Source organism: Streptomyces sp. NPDC029296 (assembly GCF_055569255.1).
Genome location: NZ_JBVHXT010000001.1, coordinates 134,192 through 148,805 on the forward strand (window position 1 = coordinate 134,192; position 14,614 = coordinate 148,805).

A 14,614-nucleotide genomic window follows, 5' to 3' on the forward strand; every position below is an offset into this window, starting at 1 on the left:
AGGCCCCGGACCGGCTGCCGTAGCGTGGCGGAATGATCCGGTTCGAGCAGGTCACCAAGCGGTATCCGGACGGGACGACGGCCGTGGACGGCCTCTCCTTCGAGGTCGCCGAGGGTGAACTGGTGACGCTCGTCGGGCCGTCCGGGTGCGGCAAGACGACCACCATGATGATGGTGAACCGGCTCATCGAACCGACCTCGGGCCGGATCCTCGTCGAGGGCCGGGACATCGCGTCCGTCGACCCGGTGCGGCTGCGCCGCCGCATCGGCTACGTCATCCAGCAGGTGGGCCTCTTCCCGCACCGCACCGTCCTGGACAACACCGCGACCGTGCCCGCGCTGCTCGGCTGGAAGCGGGCGCGGGCCCGGGCCCGGGCGGCCGAACTGCTGGACCTGGTGGGCCTGGACCCGGGGACGTACGGGCCGCGCTATCCCCACCAGCTGTCCGGCGGGCAGCGGCAGCGGGTCGGCGTGGCCCGCGCGCTGGCCGCCGATCCCCCGGTGCTGCTGATGGACGAGCCGTTCGGCGCGGTCGACCCGGTGGTGCGCGAGCAGTTGCAGGACGAGTTCCTGCGCATGCGGGCCGCGGTGCGCAAGACGGTGCTGCTGGTCACGCACGACATCGAGGAGGCCGTCCGGCTCGGCGACCGCATCGCCGTGTACGGGCAGGGCCGTATCGAGCAGTTCGACACGCCCGGCGCGGTCCTCGGGGCGCCCGCCACGCCGTACGTCGCCTCCTTCGTGGGAGCCGACCGCGGGCTGAAGCGGCTGTCGGTCACCGCGATCGAACCGGACGACCTGGAGCAGCCGCCGGTGGCCCGCCCGGAGGAGTCCGCCGCGCGGGCCCGGGAACGGCTCGGGACCGAGGGTGCCCGGTGGGCGGTGGTCCTGGACGCGGACGGCGACCTGTACGGCTGGGTGGGTGCCGGGGAGCTGACGGCGGGCGGCACGGTCGGGGACCTGGCCCACCGGATGACCGCCCGGGTGCCGGTCGGGGCACCGCTGAAGCAGGCGTTGGGGGTGATGCTCCAGCACGACGCCGGGTGGGTCGCCGTGCTGGACGGGGCGCGGTTCCTCGGCGTGCTGACCCCGGCGAAGCTGCACGAGGCGCTGCGCCGCTCGGTGGACGCGGACGCGCGCGGGGTGACACGGCGGCAGGTGCCGTTCGACTCGGTGGCGGACGCCTGAGACGGGCTACTCCAGCAGGCCCTTGTCCCGGAGATAGGCGCGGGCCACGTCGGCGGGCAGCCGCCGCGCGCCGTCCACCTGCCGGTTCATCGCGGCCAGGTCGGCGGTGGTGAGCACGGCGCCGAGCCGGCCGAGGGCCTGCGCCACCCGGGGGCCGCCGGCGCGGGCGCGGTTGACGACCGGGACGATGTGGTCGGCGTTCTGCAGCCGTTTGTCGTCGGCGAGCAGGACCAGGCCGAAGGAGTCGAGGGTGGCGTCGGTGCTGGTGGTCAGCACCATCTGGTCCCGGCCCTGCTGCACGGCCCGCTTGGCCTGGGCGGTGCCGACGCCCTTGGGGTCGATCCCGGTGATGTGGATGCCGTACACCTTCCGCAGGCCCGGGGCGCAGTACGGCCGCCGGACGCACTCGTCGCCCGCCGCGAGCCGTACCGGCAGCCCGGCGGCGCCGAGGTCGCCGAGGGTCCTCAGGCGGTGCCGCCGGGCGTAGCCGGCGCCGACCGCGAAGGCGTTCTGGTCGACGGCCCGGCCCGGCGCGAGGACGGTCAGGCCGCGGGGCGTGGCGAGGGCGCGCAGCGCCTTCATCGTGGCGCCGAGGTCGGGCGAGCCCACCGGCGCCGCGTCGGCGCCGTGTGTCCTGGCGTTCAGCCAGTCGGCGAAGGTGGCCGCGTACTCGGGTACGACGTCGATCCGGCCGGTCTCCAGGGCCGGTTCGTACAGTTCCCGGTTGGCGACGGTGAGGAGGGAGGTCCGGTACCCGGCGTCCTCGAGCAGCCGGGCGTACAGCTGGGCGAGCAGGTCGCTCTCGGTGAAACCGGCCGAGCCGATGGTCAGGCTGCGGCTGTCACCGGGCGCGGCGGTGACCCGGCCCCGGTCCTCCAGGGCGGGGCCGGTGGCGCAGGCGCCGAGGGGGAGCAGGGCGAGGAGGCCGAGGGCGGCGAGCGCGGCACGGACGGGTGTGCCGGGGCCTCTCATGGCGGGCCGCCCCCCACCCGGGCCGGCGAGAGTCGTCCGGCGAGTACGAAGGCGCCCTCCACCACGAGGGCGAACACGGCGACGAGGAACGCGCCCGCGACCACCTGGGGGGTGCTGGCGAGGTTGAAGCCGGCCGTGATGATCCGGCCGAGTCCGCCGCCGCCCGCGAGCGCGGCGAGGGTGGCGGTGGCGACGAGCTGGACGGCGGCGATGCGGACCCCGTTCAGCAGCAGGGGCAGCGAAAGGGGCAGTTCCACGCGGAACAGCAGCTGCCGGCCGGTCATCCCCATGCCCCGGGCGGCCCGGACCACGCCGCGGTCGACCTCGCGCACACCGACGTAGGCGTTGGTGAGCAGCGGCGGTACGGCGAACAGGACGAGGGCGATCACGGTGGGTCCCTCGCCCCACCGTCCGACGGGGGTCAGCAGGAGCAGCACCAGGACGGCGAAGGTGGGGACGGCCCGGCCGACGTTGGACAGGTTCACGGCGAGCGCGCCGCCCCTGCCGAGATGGCCGAGGACGAGCGCGACGGGCAGGGCGACCGCGCAGCTGAGGAGCAGACAGACGACGGTGAGCGCCAGGTGCTGGAGCAGCCGGTGCCGGATGCCGTCCTCGCCGGGCCAGTGCGCGGGGTCGGCGAGCCAGTCCCAGGCGGCGGCGAGGGCGCTCATGCGCGGGCCGTCCTGGTCCAGGGGGTGAGCAGCCGCTGCGCGCCCAGCAGGAGCAGGTCGGCGGCGACGGCGATCAGCACGCACAGCACGGACGCGGTGAGCACCTGGGCCTTGAAGTAGCTGTTCATGCCCGCGTAGATGAGGTTGCCGAGGCCGCCGTAGCCGACGATCGCGCCGACCGTGGCGAGGGAGACCGCCGAGACGGTCGCGATGCGCAGGCCCGCCATCGCGGCGGGCAGGGCGAGCGGCAGCTCCACGGCGAGCAGGAGGCGGACGGGGCCGTAGCCGAGGCCGCGCGCGGCCTGCCGGGTCTCCTCCGGGACGGCGCGCAGGCCCGCGAGGACGTTGCGTACGAGCACGGTGAGCGAGTACAGCGCCAGCCCTGCGACGACGAGGGTGGCCGACAGGCCGTACAGGGGCAGGAGGAGGGAGTACATGGCCAGCGACGGGATGGTGTACAGGATCGTCGTCACGGCCAGCACGGGAGGGGCCGCCCAGCCCCGGCGGGCCAGCACCGCGAGCGGCACCGCGATGACCAGGCCGATCGCCACCGACAGGAACGTCAGCCGCAGGTGCTGGCCGACCGCGTCGAGCAGGATCTGCCGGCGGGTGCTCAGATAGGCCCCGCAGATCCACTCGTTGCGCGTGAGGCAGTCGTCCGGGAGCGGGATCACGGATCCATTGCAGCGGGCGGGGGCGGCCGGGGGCGCGTCGGAGTGGGCTGGATGGGGGTGCGGGCGTGGTCGGCGCGGCCGATCGCCGGGAACCGTGGCGCGAGAGCTGAACAAGCGCTTAGATAGGGCCGGAACGTTTCCCTGGGGGTCCGCTCCCGGGACCGCACTGCTCCCGACCCGCCGGAGGCCCCCGTTGTTCACGTCCGTCGACGACGTCTCCGCCCGCCTCGCCGAGACCGGCTACCTCGCCTCGCCCGCCGTCGCCACGACCGTGTTCCTCGCCGCCCGGCTGGGCAAGCCGCTGCTGGTGGAGGGGCCCGCCGGGGTGGGCAAGACCGAACTGGCCAAGGCCGTCGCCGAGGTGGCCGGCGCCCGGCTGGTACGGCTCCAGTGCTACGAGGGCGTGGACGAGTCCCGGGCCCTGTACGAGTGGAATCACGCCAAGCAGCTGCTGCGCATCAGCGCCGGGCGCGGCGAGAGCTGGGACGAGACCCGTACCGACATCTTCGGTGAGGAGTTCCTGCTCCCCCGCCCCCTGCTGACCGCCATCCGCGGTGACGAGCCGACGGTGCTGCTCATCGACGAGACCGACAAGGCCGACGTCGAGATGGAGGGGCTGCTGCTGGAGGTGCTCGGCGACTTCCAGATCACGGTCCCCGAACTGGGCACGGTCACCGCCACCCGCCGCCCGTTCGTCGTCCTCACCTCCAACGCCGGCCGGGAGCTGTCCGAGGCGCTGCGCCGCCGCTGCCTGTTCCTGCACATCGGGTTCCCGGAGGAGGAGCTGGAGCGGCGGATCGTACGGCTGAAGGTGCCCGAACTCGGCGAGGCGCTGACCGCGTCGGTGGTGCGGGTGGCCGGGGCGCTGCGCGCGATGGACCTGCGCAAGGCGCCGTCCGTCGCCGAGACCGTCGACTGGGCGCGCACCCTGCTGGCCCTGGGCGCCGGCACCCTGGACGAGGGGGTCGTACGGGACACCCTCGGGGTGATCCTCAAGCACCAGGACGACATCCTGAAGGCGGCGGCCAAGCTGGACCTGGACGCGCTGTGACCGCCGTCGCCGGCCGGATCACGGGCCTGGTCGGGGCGCTGCGCGCGCACGGGGTGCGGATCGGCACCGGGGAGACGGTGGACGCGGCACGCGCGGCGGCCGTACTGGGCCTCGCGGACCGGGAGCTGCTGCGCGAGGGCCTGGCCGCGACACTGCTGCACGGCCCCGGCCAACAGGCCCTGTTCGACTCGGTCTTCGACCTGTACTTCCCGCGCGGTGTGGGCGGCCCGGGAGCCGCTTCCGGCGACCGGGACGAGCTGCGCGACCGGCTCGCCGGGGCACTGGCCGCCGACGACCGGGCGCTGCTGGCCCGGCTGGCGGCGGAGGCGGTCGACGGGCTCGGCGGATACGGGAGTCCGGCGGGCTCGGACGGCTGGTCGGCATACCAGACCCTGGAACGGCTGCGCCCCCAGACCCTGTTGGCCCGGGTACGGGCCGACGTCCGGGCCCGGGGCGGCGGCACGGGCGGGGCGGCGGACTTCGCGGACCGGCTGCTGGACGACGAGATCCGGCGCCGCATCGAGGAGTTCCGGCGGCTGGTCGGGGCGGAGGCGCGGCGCCGGGTGGCGGAGCGGCGCGGGCGGGACGAGATCGCCCGGCGGGGCGTCAGGCCGACCGCCGACCGGATCGACTTCCTGTCCGCGGGCCGCGACCAGCTCGCCGAACTGCGCAGGACCGTCCAGCCGCTCGCGCGCAGGCTCGCCACCCGGCTCGCCGCGCGCCGCCGCCGGGCCGCGCGCGGCACCGTCGACCTGCGCCGCACCCTGCGCTCCTCGCTGGCCACGGGCGGGGTGCCGATGCGGCCGGTACTGCGCCGGCGCCGCCCGGTCCGCCCCGAACTGGTGCTGCTGTGCGATGTGTCCGGTTCGGTGTCCGGGTTCTCGGACTTCACCATGCTCCTCGTCCAGGCACTGCACGAGGAGTTCGCCAAGGTGCGCGTGTTCGCCTTCGTCAACCGGCTGGACGAGGTCACCGGCCTGCTCGGCCACGGCCGCGCCGACCCCGACGGGCTCGGCGCCCGCATCCGCGCCGAGGCCACGCTCACCGGCTGGCACGGCAGCAGCGACTACGGCATGGCGCTCGGCGAGTTCGCCGAGCGCTACGGCGCCGCGGTCGGCCCGCGTACGACGGTGTTCGTCCTCGGTGACGCCCGGACGAACATGAGCGACCCGAACCTGTCCGCCGTACGGGACATCGCCCGGCGGGCCCGGCGCGTCTACTGGCTGAACCCCGAGCCGCGCGACCGCTGGGGCACCGGCGACTCGGCCGCGCCCGCGTACGCCGGCCTGGTCGAGATGCACGAGTGCCGCACGGCCCGGCAGCTCGGGGCACTGATCGCGCGGTTGCTGCCGGTGTGAGGCCGGTGCCCGGGACATGCCCGCCCGGGCGGGTGACGGGGGGCGGCCGGCCGTGATCGACTGGCCGCGGCGCCCGGCCACCCCGGTGCCCCGCCCGCCGCCCACCGACCCGAGGACTTGCGATGAGCCAGCACCCGCCCGTGCCGCTGGGCACCTTCCCGACCCCCGTCGAACCGGCGCCCCGGCTGGCCGTCGCGCTGGGGCTGGGACCGGACGACCTGTGGGTCAAGCGGGACGACCTGACCGGTCTGGGCGGCGGCGGGAACAAGATCCGCAAACTGGAGTGGACGGTGGGCGCGGCGCTCGCCGAGGGCGCGGACACCCTGGTGACGACCGGTGCCCCGCAGAGCAACCACGCCCGGCTGACCGCCGCCGCGGGCGCCCGGCTGGGGCTGGACGTCGTCCTCGTCCTGCGCGGCTCCCCGGGCGGCTCGCGCTCCGGCAACCTCGCCCTCGACGGGCTGTTCGGGGCGCGGCTCGCCTGGGCCGGCGAGGTGGACCGGGCCGGGCTGGACGCGGTGGCCGACGACGTGTGCGCACGGCTGCGGGCCACCGGTGCCCGCCCGGCGCCGATCCCCTTCGGCGGGTCCAGCACCCTGGCGGCCCAGGGCTATGCGGGCTGCGGGGCGGAACTGCGCGAGCAGGTGCCCCGGCTGCGCACGGCGGTGGTCGCGCTCGGCTCGGGCGGCACCATGGCGGGGCTGGTCGCGGCCCTGGGCAGCGGGTCGGTGCTCGGGGTCGACGTGGGCGCGCTGGCCGACCCGGCGGCGGCGGTGGCCGGCTTCGCCGCGCCGCTCACGGACGAGGCGGTCACGCCGGAGGGGCTGCGGGTGCGCCGGGACCAGGTGGGCGCCGGGTACGCGGCCCTGACCGGCCCGGTGCGGGAGGCGCTGCGCCTCGCCGCCCGCACCGAGGGCCTGGTCCTGGACCCGGTCTACACGGGCCGGGCCCTGGCCGGTCTCCGCGCGGCCGTCGAGGACGGCGACATCCGCCCGGGCGAGAAGACGGTCCTCCTCCACACCGGCGGCCTGCCCGGCCTGTTCGGCCACCCGACGGCGGTGGCGTTCGCGGAGGAGGGGGCGGCGGACTTCGAGGGGTGAGGCCGGCGGGGGCCGCCGGGTGGGAGTCGCCGGATGGGAGTCGCCGGGTGGGAGTCGCCTTCCTGAACGCCGCCTTCCGGAGGGCTGCCTTCCGGAGCGCCGCCGGACGGACGCCGCTGGGTGGGGACCTCCAGTTGAGGCCCGCCGTCGGGGACCACCGGTCCGGGCCGTCGGGGCGGAGCCCGCTGTCCGGGAGCATCGGGTGGGGGCGGTGGCTCACCAGTCGCCCGTGCCCGCGCTCGCCGCTCGCCGCTCGCCGCTCGCCACAGGAACGCGCGGGCGCACGGACGCGGGCGCGGGAGAAATTCGTCGGTCGCGACCCGCAACCTCGCCCCGGGCCGGACGTCTGTCGGGGTGGAGGCCTCCGCCTAGACCAGATGTCCGACCCGAGCGAACGAAGGAACACATGTCCGCACACCGTGCCCCGCGCCCGCCCCGAACGCACCGCACACACCGGCTGCGCGCCGCCCTGGGGGTCTCCGCCGTAGGCGCGGCCCTGGCCGTCGCCGGCGCCATGACCGCGCAGGCGGCCCAGGACGACGCCCCCGCCCCGGCCCCTTCCCCCGTCCGCCACGGCCACGCCACCGCACCGGCTCCGGCGCCGGTACCGGCGGACGGCCGGGCGGGCACTCCGGCCCCGGTACCGCCGGCGCACGCCGGGACCCCGTCCCCGGTGCCGTCCCCGGTCCGCACGGAAACCCCCGCCCCGGTGCCCCCGCCGACGGGTACGCCGCGCCCCGCACCGGCACCGGCCACCCCCTCCCCCGTACCGTCTGCGGCCACCCCCTCCCCCGTACCGGGGCCGGCCCGTCCGGCACCCGCCCCGCCCCGTCCCCACCGCCCCGCCGCACCGGCGCCGGTACCGCAGCAGCACTGAGGCAGGTCCGGTGCGGGGAGCCGTCGCGCGGCGGCTCCCCGCACCGGCACCCGGCACCGGGAGATCCATGACGACAGCGACACCACCGGCCACGGTCCTGCCCTGGGAACGCGCCGGCGCCCCGAAGCACTCCGCGTCCTGGCGGCGGCGGTTCGGCCACGCGGTACGGACCCGTGTCCTCGCCCGCGCCCCCATGAGGACGGCACCGGCCGCCGCCACCGAGCCCGGGGCCGGGGCGGCGACCGGTGCCGCCGGGGCCGAAACCCCGCCGGGAATCGAGGAGTTGTACCACCACCGCCGGCTGTCCCTGGTGCGCCTCGCGCTGCTGCTGGTGGACGATCTGCCCACGGCCGAGGACGTCGTCCAGGACGCGTTCACCGCGCTGTTCCGGCGGTACGGCCACCGGCTCGCGGCACTCGACGACCCGGAGGCGTATCTGCGGACCAGTGTCGTGAACGCGGCCCGCTCCGTGCTGCGCCGCCGCCGGACCGTACGGGCGCACACCCCGGCGCCCGAGGAGCACGCGCCCGCCCCGGAGGAGGACGTGCTGCTGCACGAGGACCACCGGGAGGTGCTGGCGGCTCTGCGTACGCTGACCCGGCGGCAGCGGGAGGTGCTGGTGCTGCGCTACTGGTCGCATCTGACCGAGGCCGAGATCGCGGCGACGCTCGGCCTGTCGCGCGGCACCGTCAAGTCCACGGCCAGCAGGGCCCTGGACGCGCTGGGCCGGCGTCTGGAGGGGCTGCGATGAACGAGTCCGGTACGGGGACCACGGGGACGCCGGTCGAGGAACGGCTGCGAGCCGCCCTGGCCGCGCGTGCGCACGCCGTCGGCCCGGCCGACCTGCGGCCGCTGTCCCCGCCGGCCGGGCCGGTGCGGTCACGGCGGACGCCGGTGCGCCGGGTGGTGGTGGGCGTGCTGGCCCTGGCCGCCGTGGCCGCGCTGGTGTTCTTCACGACGCGCGCCGGACATCCGGAGCCGACCCGGCCGGCCCACTCCCCCCGCCCGCGCCCGCACCCGACGGCCGGCACCCCGTCCCCGGCCCCGACCGCGACGCCCCCCACCCCGGCGGCCCCCACACCGAGGGCGGCCCTCCCCTGAACACCCCGCGGTCTGCTTGCCGCGGACGGGACGCGGTCCGTAGGGTCCAGGTGCCGCCCGTGACCGGGGCGTGCGGCGGAAGAGGGGGAACGCACATGAGCCTCGGCATGCGCCGCTCGGCCCTGAGACCCGTACCGTTGTGGCTGTTCGGTGCCGCGCCGGTGCTGGTGCTGTGCCTGTCCGCCTGCGCGTCCGACGGGGGTGCCGCGTCCCGCCGCCCGGCGGCGACGGCCCGTCACCCGGGCACGGTCACCTCGCGGGAGGACACGCTCACCGAGCAGGCGCGGTCGGCGCTCGACGCCGTCGCCGAACGGGGCGGCTCCATGGTGGAGTCGGGGGTGGAGCGCGTCTCCGACGGCATCCACTCCCGGCCCCGGCTCTCCGCGGGCCGCCGCTACCGGCTGACCGTGGTCTGCGCGGGCACGGGAGAAGCGGAGATCGCCTTCACGCCGGGCAGGGCGGCGGCACCCGGGAAGACCGTCCCCTGCGATCGCTCCGTGGTCCTCGCGCGTTTCACGGGCGGCGAGACCCTGGGCATCGACGTCCAAGGCGGCACCCGGGCAAGCGGAATGATCGCCTGGCGGATCGACACGGCGTGAGCCGCCGGCCTTCCCGGTAGTGGCCGGCATCGGCGGGGAGCCGTGGCGGAAGCGGGCCGTCGGCGCGGCCGTCGACGCGGTAGGCCGTCGGACGCGAGGCCCCGGTCGCCGTCGTAGCGGAGTCCACGGTGACCAGGATGTGCGTCGTCATCCGACGCGACAGCCGTCCGCGGCCGCGCGCAGGCGCTCCGGGGAGCCCATCGGCCCGTCATGCCTCGCGGACGAGACGACGCCGCGCGGCCTCGACGCAGTGGGCGACCAGCCGGTCGGGACGCCCCGGCGCGCGGCGACGACGACCTGGCAGGGGTCGACGCCCTCGACGGGCACGGTGACCACGTCCTCCCTGAGCGAGCAGCGGTACCGGCCGCTGCGGAGCGGCCGCGGGGGCGCCGACGAGCGTCACGACGGCCTGTTCGCGGACGGCCCCGCCGAGCCCGGACACGGTCCCGAAGAAGCCGCACGCCATGCCCGGGGATCCGCGCGACGCCATGGCCGTCATCCTCCGGCGGCACCGGCCGGCACCGGGAGGTGTCCACCGGCTCACCGCACGAGTCCGGCGCCTGTCCCTCGCAGGGGCCGCTCGATCCGGCGGACCCGAGCGGTCACGGCACCGGCAGGCCGTCGTCAGCCCGTGTTGTCCCGGATGCGCGCCAAGAGGACCCGCAGCTGCTCCCGCTCCCGCGCGTCCAGCGTCGCCGTGGCCTCGGCGAGGGCGAGGCGGTCGGTCTCCTCCGCCTCGCGGTGGCAGCGCAGCCCGTCCTCGGTGAGCCGCAGCAGGAACGCGCGCCGGTCCGTGGGGTGGCGGACCCGCTCCACCAGGCCGTCGCGTTCCAGGCTGTCCACGATCGTGGTGGTGGTGCGGGCCGCGATGCCCGCCATCTCGCTGAGGTCCCGCATCCGCAGGGGCTCCCGCGCCCGGGCGAGCATGCGCAGGGCGCGCAGCCGGGCCACCGAGGCGCCCTTCTCCCGCAGCCGGGTCTCCACGAACTGTCGTAGCCGGTTGGTCGTCTCGTACAGCTCGTCGATGAGGATGTCGCTGCTGCCGTGCACTGCCATGGTGTCCAGTCTCTCCTGTCCCGCGCGGCCGGGGCCATCGAACCTCGCCCCGCGCTGCCCGGTGACGGTCCGCCAGGCCCTGTCCCGCACCGTGCACGCCGAAAGCCATATGCTGAGCAACGACATAGTGCGTATGCTCAGCATATGCGCCGTCGTCCCTCCGTGCCGTCCCTTACGCCCTCCTTCCTGCCGTCCCGGCTCAGCCAGCGCCTGGTCGTCCCCGTCGTCTGCGTCAGCGTGACGTTCATCGCGATCGTCGACGGAGCGATCACCACCGTGGCCCTGCCCTCGATCGCCCGTCAGTTCCGGCTGACGGCCGCCGCACTGGACGGCGTGGTCATCGCCTACCCGGTCTGCCTGGCCATGGCCATCCCGGCCTCCGCCTGGCTGGTGGAACGGTTCGGCGGCAAACGCGTCCTGCTGGTCGCCCTGGTGGGCTTCCTCGGCTCGTCCCTGCTGTGCGGGGCCGCGGCCGGACTCGGTCAGCTCGTCGCCTACCGCGCGGTACAGGGGCTGTCGGCCGGCGTCCTCTTCCCGGCCTCCACCGCGCTGCTGTTCGACACCTTCACCTCCGCCGAACAGGTCCGCGTCTCCCGCTACATGATCATTCCGCAGCAGATAGCCCCGGCCGCCGCCCCCGTCCTGGGCGGGCTGCTGGTGGACCACCTGTCGTGGCGGTGGGTGTTCTACGTCAACCTGCCGGTGGGGCTGCCGGCCGTGGTGTTCGGCGCGCTGTTCCTGGCCGGTGACCGCGGCGGCCGGCCCGGCCGTTTCGACCTGCCCGGACTGCTGCTGAGCGCGGGAGCCCTGGGCACCGTGATGTTCGGCGTCTGCGAGGGGCCCAACCGGGGCTGGTCCTCCCCCGCCGTCCTCACCTGCCTCGTACTCGGCGCGGTGCTGCTGGCGGCGGCCGTCGCCGTCGAGCTGCGCACGGCCCATCCCCTGCTGCGGCTGCGCCTGTTCACCGACCGGCTCTTCCGGGACACCAACCTCGTCAACCTGGTCGGCCTGATACCCATCATGGGCGCCCTGTACCTCGGCCCCCTCTTTCTCCAGCAGGCACAGGGCCGTACGGCGCTGGAGTCGGGCCTGACCACCTTCCCCGAGGCGTTCGGCGTCCTGCTGACCGTGCAGGTCGCCGGCGCGCTGTACGCGAGGGTCGGGCCGCGCCTGATCGTCGGCGTCGGAACGGCCGGTGTCAGCGCGGTCCTGCTGCTGCTCGCCACCTGCGACGCGGATACCGGGCTGTGGACCTTCCGGGGCTACATGTTCCTGTTCGGCGCCGCGATCGGCTGCTTCTTCATGCCGACGACGGTCGCCTCGCTGGCCACCATCGACCGGGCGGACCTGGCGCAGGCCACGATGCTGAACACCGTCGTACGGCAGACCGGCGGCGCGCTCGCGCCCGCGGCGGTGACCACGGTCCTCGTCCTCGGCACCCCGGCGGGCGCCGCCACGGCCCCGCCCGTCGCCGCGTACCAGCACGCGTTCCTCGCCCTGGCCGCCCTCGCGGCGGTCACGGCGGTCTTCGCCTTCACCCTGCCCGACGGCCCGGCCCGCGCCGCCGCCCGAGGCGGCGGCGAGGTGTCCGGCCGGTCCGCCCTCCGCGGGCGCGGGCGGGACCGGGTCGACGCCTGAAAGGTTTCTGCGGCGGCTCCCGGCGCCGGGCGCGCGGCGGGCGTCCGTGGTGCGGTCCCCGTCGACCTCCCGCATATTGGGGAAGGTGACTCTCTCAGGGACGAGGCCGCGCCCGGCCGGGCCGGCGTCTGCGCGCACCGCCCCGGGCACGGGAGGGCGGACGACCGGCATCCGGCCGGCGGCGTCGACGGCGCGCACCGGTGCGGCCGGCGGCGCCCCGGACCACGTGTCCGCGGTGCGGTCGACGGCCGCGGACCACGTCGTCCCCCGCGGGTTCGACGGCACCGCGGACAACGTTGTCCCGCCGGAGCCGGCCCGGGCGACGCCGGCGCCCCCGGAAGCGGACGTGCCCGGCCGGGCACACAGGAGCGCGCCCGGCGGCGCACAAAGGAGGCTGTGATGGCGTTCCAGGAACCGGCAGTGCTCGAATGCCCCTTCGACTTCGCCGAGGCGCTGGACTACGACCCGGAGCTGGCCGAGCTGGCGGGGCGCGGCCCGGTCAGCCGGATCCGGCTGCCCTACGGCGAGGCCGAGGCGTGGCTCGTGACCAGCTTCGCCGGGGTGCGTCAGGTGACGTGCGACCCGCGGTTCAGCCGGGCGGCGATCGTCGGGCGCGACTATCCGAGGATGACGCCCGAGCCCATCGTGTCACCGGAGTCGATCAACGTGACGGACCCGCCGCACGCCACCCGGCTGCGGCACGTGGCGGCCCAGGCGTTCACCCGCGACCGGGTGGCGGCGATGCGGCCGGCGGTGGACCGGGTGGTGGCCGGGCTGCTCACGGCGATGGCCGAGACGGGGCCGCCCGCCGACCTGGTGACCCATCTGTCGGTGCCGCTGCCCCATCTGACGATCTGCGAGCTGCTGGCCGTGCCCGAGACCGACCGCGACGAGCTGCGGGACCGCACCATGCGGCTGCTGGCCACCTCCGCCGAGGCCCGGCAGACCGCGGCCGAGGCCAAGGCGTCGCTGCGGGCGTACTTCGCGGGGCTGGTCCCGGAACGGCGGCGGGCGCCGGGCGAGGACCTGCTGAGCACGCTGGCCACGGCCCCGGTGCCGGAGGGCGAGGAGCCCCTGAGCGACGACGAGCTGGCGGTGCTGGCCGTGACGCTCATCCTCAGCGGCAACGACACCGCGACCTGCCAGATCAGCGACATCGCCTATCTGCTGCTGACCCGGCCCGAGGAGCGGGCCGCGCTCGCCCGCGACCCCGGCCGGTTCCCCGGCGCGCTGGAGGAGCTGCTGCGGTTCATCCCCTTCCGCAAGGGCGTGGGCATCCCCCGGATCGCCCTTGAGGACGCGGAGGTCGAGGGCACCCTCATCAGCGCCGGCGACTACGTCCACGTGTCCTACCTGGCGGCCAACCGCGACCCGGCCGTCTTCCCCGACCCGCACCGGCTGGACCTCCGGCGGCCGGTGCGCCCGCACATGACGTTCGGCTGGGGCGGCCACCACTGCCTGGCCGCGCCGCTCGCGCGGGCGGAGCTGGACAGCGCGGTCACCGGCCTGCTGACCCGCTTCCCCTCGCTGCGCCTCGCCGTCGGTCCGGACGAGATCCAGTGGGACACCGGCACCATCCGCCGCTTCCCGCTGCGGCTGCCGGTCACCTGGTGAGAGACCTCGCCCCTGGTGACGTACGTCGCCGGCCCCGGTTGTCACACGGCGCCGTCCGCCGGCCTCTCGTGGGCGTGACGACAGGACCGGGGGGGGCGGACGGGAGGGGCGGCCGCCCCTCCCCGGCTCACCGGGAGGGGGCGGCGGCCCGGTTCAGCTCTCGTCGCCGGTCGCCCCCGGCCGGAAGCGCCGGTAGAGCACGGTTCCGCCCATCAGCGACACCAGGCCCGCGGCGGCGGCCGTCCAGGTGCCGTCGGCTCCGGTGCGGGCGAGGGTGCCGGGCGTGCGCTGCCGTACGACGCTGGACGCCGGGTGGGGCACCGGGCGGGCCGGGGCCGGGTGCGACGACGGCTGGTGGCGGACCGGCGGGGTGTGCCGCGCGGCGGCTTCGGCGTGGACCGGCCGGGGCCCTCGGGGCGAGGGCCCGAGGTGTTCACGGACTGGTTGCCGAAGACGGGGTCGCCGATCCCGACCACGTCCACGGTGTTGCCGCTGACGTGCACCGGCGGATCAACCGGGAGCCGGACGCCGTTGCCGGAGATCACTCCACCGGCACATGTACCGGCAGCTGGATGCCGTTGCCGGAGATCAGCCCGGACGAGCCGCCCGCGTGACCGCCCGCCGCGGAGTCGGCGTGCGCCGCCCCGGCCATGGCCATCGCGCCCGGGGCGGCGGCGAAGGCGATGACACTGTTTCGGGTAACCCTCGTCATCGGT

General features: G+C 76.0%; 15 protein-coding genes and 1 pseudogene. 9 read left to right on the forward strand and 7 right to left on the reverse strand.

What is annotated here, in order from left to right; translation table 11 throughout:
• Nucleotides 1-32: 32 nt before the first annotated feature.
• Nucleotides 33-1,187, forward strand: a complete 1,155-nt coding sequence (locus ACZ4W9_RS00455) for an ATP-binding cassette domain-containing protein (RefSeq protein WP_467932171.1) — start codon at nt 33-35, stop codon at nt 1,185-1,187.
• Between the two features lie 6 nt (nt 1,188-1,193).
• Here ACZ4W9_RS00455 and ACZ4W9_RS00460 read toward each other — a convergent pair whose 3' ends face one another.
• The 3 genes from ACZ4W9_RS00460 to ACZ4W9_RS00470 are packed head-to-tail and all read right to left on the reverse strand — an operon-like array spanning nt 1,194 to nt 3,504.
• A complete protein-coding gene (locus ACZ4W9_RS00460) occupies nt 1,194-2,159 on the reverse strand; it encodes an ABC transporter substrate-binding protein (RefSeq protein WP_467932172.1) in 966 nt (321 codons plus the stop codon).
• Nucleotides 2,156-2,830 (reverse strand): ABC transporter permease, encoded by a 675-nt coding sequence (locus ACZ4W9_RS00465; protein WP_467932173.1) that lies wholly within the window; start codon nt 2,828-2,830, stop codon nt 2,156-2,158. The genes ACZ4W9_RS00460 and ACZ4W9_RS00465 overlap by 4 nt, the downstream gene beginning before the upstream one ends.
• Nucleotides 2,827-3,504: an ABC transporter permease gene (locus ACZ4W9_RS00470; RefSeq protein WP_467932175.1), complete on the reverse strand. Its 678-nt coding sequence runs from the start codon at nt 3,502-3,504 to the stop codon at nt 2,827-2,829. Before ACZ4W9_RS00470 ends, ACZ4W9_RS00465 begins: the two co-directional genes overlap by 4 nt.
• A gap of 193 nt (nt 3,505-3,697) precedes the next feature.
• On the opposite strand from ACZ4W9_RS00470, the gene ACZ4W9_RS00475 reads away from it, so the two are divergent.
• The 6 genes from ACZ4W9_RS00475 to ACZ4W9_RS00500 all read left to right on the forward strand — a co-directional run bounded on the left by ACZ4W9_RS00475 (nt 3,698) and on the right by ACZ4W9_RS00500 (nt 9,590).
• Nucleotides 3,698-4,555, forward strand: coding sequence for an AAA family ATPase (locus tag ACZ4W9_RS00475; RefSeq protein ID WP_467932176.1), 858 nt, complete (start codon nt 3,698-3,700; stop codon nt 4,553-4,555).
• Nucleotides 4,552-5,913 carry a VWA domain-containing protein gene (locus tag ACZ4W9_RS00480; RefSeq protein ID WP_467932177.1) on the forward strand — a complete coding sequence of 454 codons (1,362 nt, stop codon included), beginning with the start codon at nt 4,552-4,554 and terminating at the stop codon, nt 5,911-5,913. Before ACZ4W9_RS00475 ends, ACZ4W9_RS00480 begins: the two co-directional genes overlap by 4 nt.
• Before the next feature lie 122 nt (nt 5,914-6,035).
• Nucleotides 6,036-7,013 (forward strand): D-cysteine desulfhydrase family protein, encoded by a 978-nt coding sequence (locus ACZ4W9_RS00485; protein WP_467932179.1) that lies wholly within the window; start codon nt 6,036-6,038, stop codon nt 7,011-7,013.
• Nucleotides 7,014-7,957: 944 nt separating this feature from the next.
• Nucleotides 7,958-8,641 carry an RNA polymerase sigma factor gene (locus tag ACZ4W9_RS00490; RefSeq protein ID WP_467932181.1) on the forward strand — a complete coding sequence of 228 codons (684 nt, stop codon included), beginning with the start codon at nt 7,958-7,960 and terminating at the stop codon, nt 8,639-8,641.
• Nucleotides 8,638-8,991 carry a hypothetical protein gene (locus tag ACZ4W9_RS00495; protein ID WP_467932182.1) on the forward strand — a complete coding sequence of 118 codons (354 nt, stop codon included), beginning with the start codon at nt 8,638-8,640 and terminating at the stop codon, nt 8,989-8,991. Before ACZ4W9_RS00490 ends, ACZ4W9_RS00495 begins: the two co-directional genes overlap by 4 nt.
• Before the next feature lie 95 nt (nt 8,992-9,086).
• A complete protein-coding gene (locus ACZ4W9_RS00500; protein ID WP_467932183.1) occupies nt 9,087-9,590 on the forward strand; it encodes a hypothetical protein in 504 nt (167 codons plus the stop codon).
• A 624-nt stretch (nt 9,591-10,214) separates the two neighbouring features.
• Here the strand turns inward: ACZ4W9_RS00500 and ACZ4W9_RS00505 are convergent.
• The gene (locus ACZ4W9_RS00505) at nt 10,215-10,646 is read right to left on the reverse strand and encodes a MarR family winged helix-turn-helix transcriptional regulator (protein WP_467932185.1); all 432 of its coding nucleotides are present in this window, start codon (nt 10,644-10,646) and stop codon (nt 10,215-10,217) included.
• A 144-nt stretch (nt 10,647-10,790) separates the two neighbouring features.
• On the opposite strand from ACZ4W9_RS00505, the gene ACZ4W9_RS00510 reads away from it, so the two are divergent.
• Together ACZ4W9_RS00510 and ACZ4W9_RS00515 are read left to right on the forward strand one after the other, a co-directional pair.
• Nucleotides 10,791-12,284: a DHA2 family efflux MFS transporter permease subunit gene (locus ACZ4W9_RS00510; protein ID WP_467932186.1), complete on the forward strand. Its 1,494-nt coding sequence runs from the start codon at nt 10,791-10,793 to the stop codon at nt 12,282-12,284.
• A 399-nt stretch (nt 12,285-12,683) separates the two neighbouring features.
• Nucleotides 12,684-13,898 carry a cytochrome P450 gene (locus ACZ4W9_RS00515; RefSeq protein WP_467932187.1) on the forward strand — a complete coding sequence of 405 codons (1,215 nt, stop codon included), beginning with the start codon at nt 12,684-12,686 and terminating at the stop codon, nt 13,896-13,898.
• 153 nt (nt 13,899-14,051) lie between these two features.
• Here the strand turns inward: ACZ4W9_RS00515 and ACZ4W9_RS00520 are convergent, their stop codons facing one another.
• The 3 genes and pseudogenes from ACZ4W9_RS00520 to ACZ4W9_RS00530 all read right to left on the reverse strand — a co-directional run bounded on the left by ACZ4W9_RS00520 (nt 14,052) and on the right by ACZ4W9_RS00530 (nt 14,610).
• Entirely contained in the window at nt 14,052-14,219 is a 168-nt protein-coding gene (locus tag ACZ4W9_RS00520; protein WP_467932188.1) for an LPXTG cell wall anchor domain-containing protein, read from the reverse strand.
• 140 nt (nt 14,220-14,359) lie between these two features.
• Nucleotides 14,360-14,443: pseudogene (locus ACZ4W9_RS00525) on the reverse strand (chaplin family protein); the annotation flags it as partial.
• Nucleotides 14,440-14,610: a chaplin family protein gene (locus ACZ4W9_RS00530; protein WP_467932190.1), complete on the reverse strand. Its 171-nt coding sequence runs from the start codon at nt 14,608-14,610 to the stop codon at nt 14,440-14,442. The gene ACZ4W9_RS00530 and the pseudogene ACZ4W9_RS00525, both read right to left, overlap by 4 nt.
• Between the last annotated feature and the right edge of the window lie 4 nt (nt 14,611-14,614).

What these genes read in the sequence shown, in the direction of transcription:
- ACZ4W9_RS00455 (WP_467932171.1), top strand. Translation starts at nt 33, where the DNA reads ATGATCCGGTTCGAGCAGGTCACCAAGCGGTATCCGGACGGGACGACG.
- ACZ4W9_RS00460 (WP_467932172.1), bottom strand. Translation starts at nt 2,159, where the DNA reads ATGAGAGGCCCCGGCACACCCGTCCGTGCCGCGCTCGCCGCCCTCGGC.
- ACZ4W9_RS00465 (WP_467932173.1), bottom strand. Translation starts at nt 2,830, where the DNA reads ATGAGCGCCCTCGCCGCCGCCTGGGACTGGCTCGCCGACCCCGCGCAC.
- ACZ4W9_RS00485 (WP_467932179.1), top strand. Translation starts at nt 6,036, where the DNA reads ATGAGCCAGCACCCGCCCGTGCCGCTGGGCACCTTCCCGACCCCCGTC.
- ACZ4W9_RS00490 (WP_467932181.1), top strand. Translation starts at nt 7,958, where the DNA reads ATGACGACAGCGACACCACCGGCCACGGTCCTGCCCTGGGAACGCGCC.
- ACZ4W9_RS00495 (WP_467932182.1), top strand. Translation starts at nt 8,638, where the DNA reads ATGAACGAGTCCGGTACGGGGACCACGGGGACGCCGGTCGAGGAACGG.
- ACZ4W9_RS00500 (WP_467932183.1), top strand. Translation starts at nt 9,087, where the DNA reads ATGAGCCTCGGCATGCGCCGCTCGGCCCTGAGACCCGTACCGTTGTGG.
- ACZ4W9_RS00505 (WP_467932185.1), bottom strand. Translation starts at nt 10,646, where the DNA reads ATGGCAGTGCACGGCAGCAGCGACATCCTCATCGACGAGCTGTACGAG.
- ACZ4W9_RS00510 (WP_467932186.1), top strand. Translation starts at nt 10,791, where the DNA reads ATGCGCCGTCGTCCCTCCGTGCCGTCCCTTACGCCCTCCTTCCTGCCG.
- ACZ4W9_RS00515 (WP_467932187.1), top strand. Translation starts at nt 12,684, where the DNA reads ATGGCGTTCCAGGAACCGGCAGTGCTCGAATGCCCCTTCGACTTCGCC.
- ACZ4W9_RS00530 (WP_467932190.1), bottom strand. Translation starts at nt 14,610, where the DNA reads ATGACGAGGGTTACCCGAAACAGTGTCATCGCCTTCGCCGCCGCCCCG.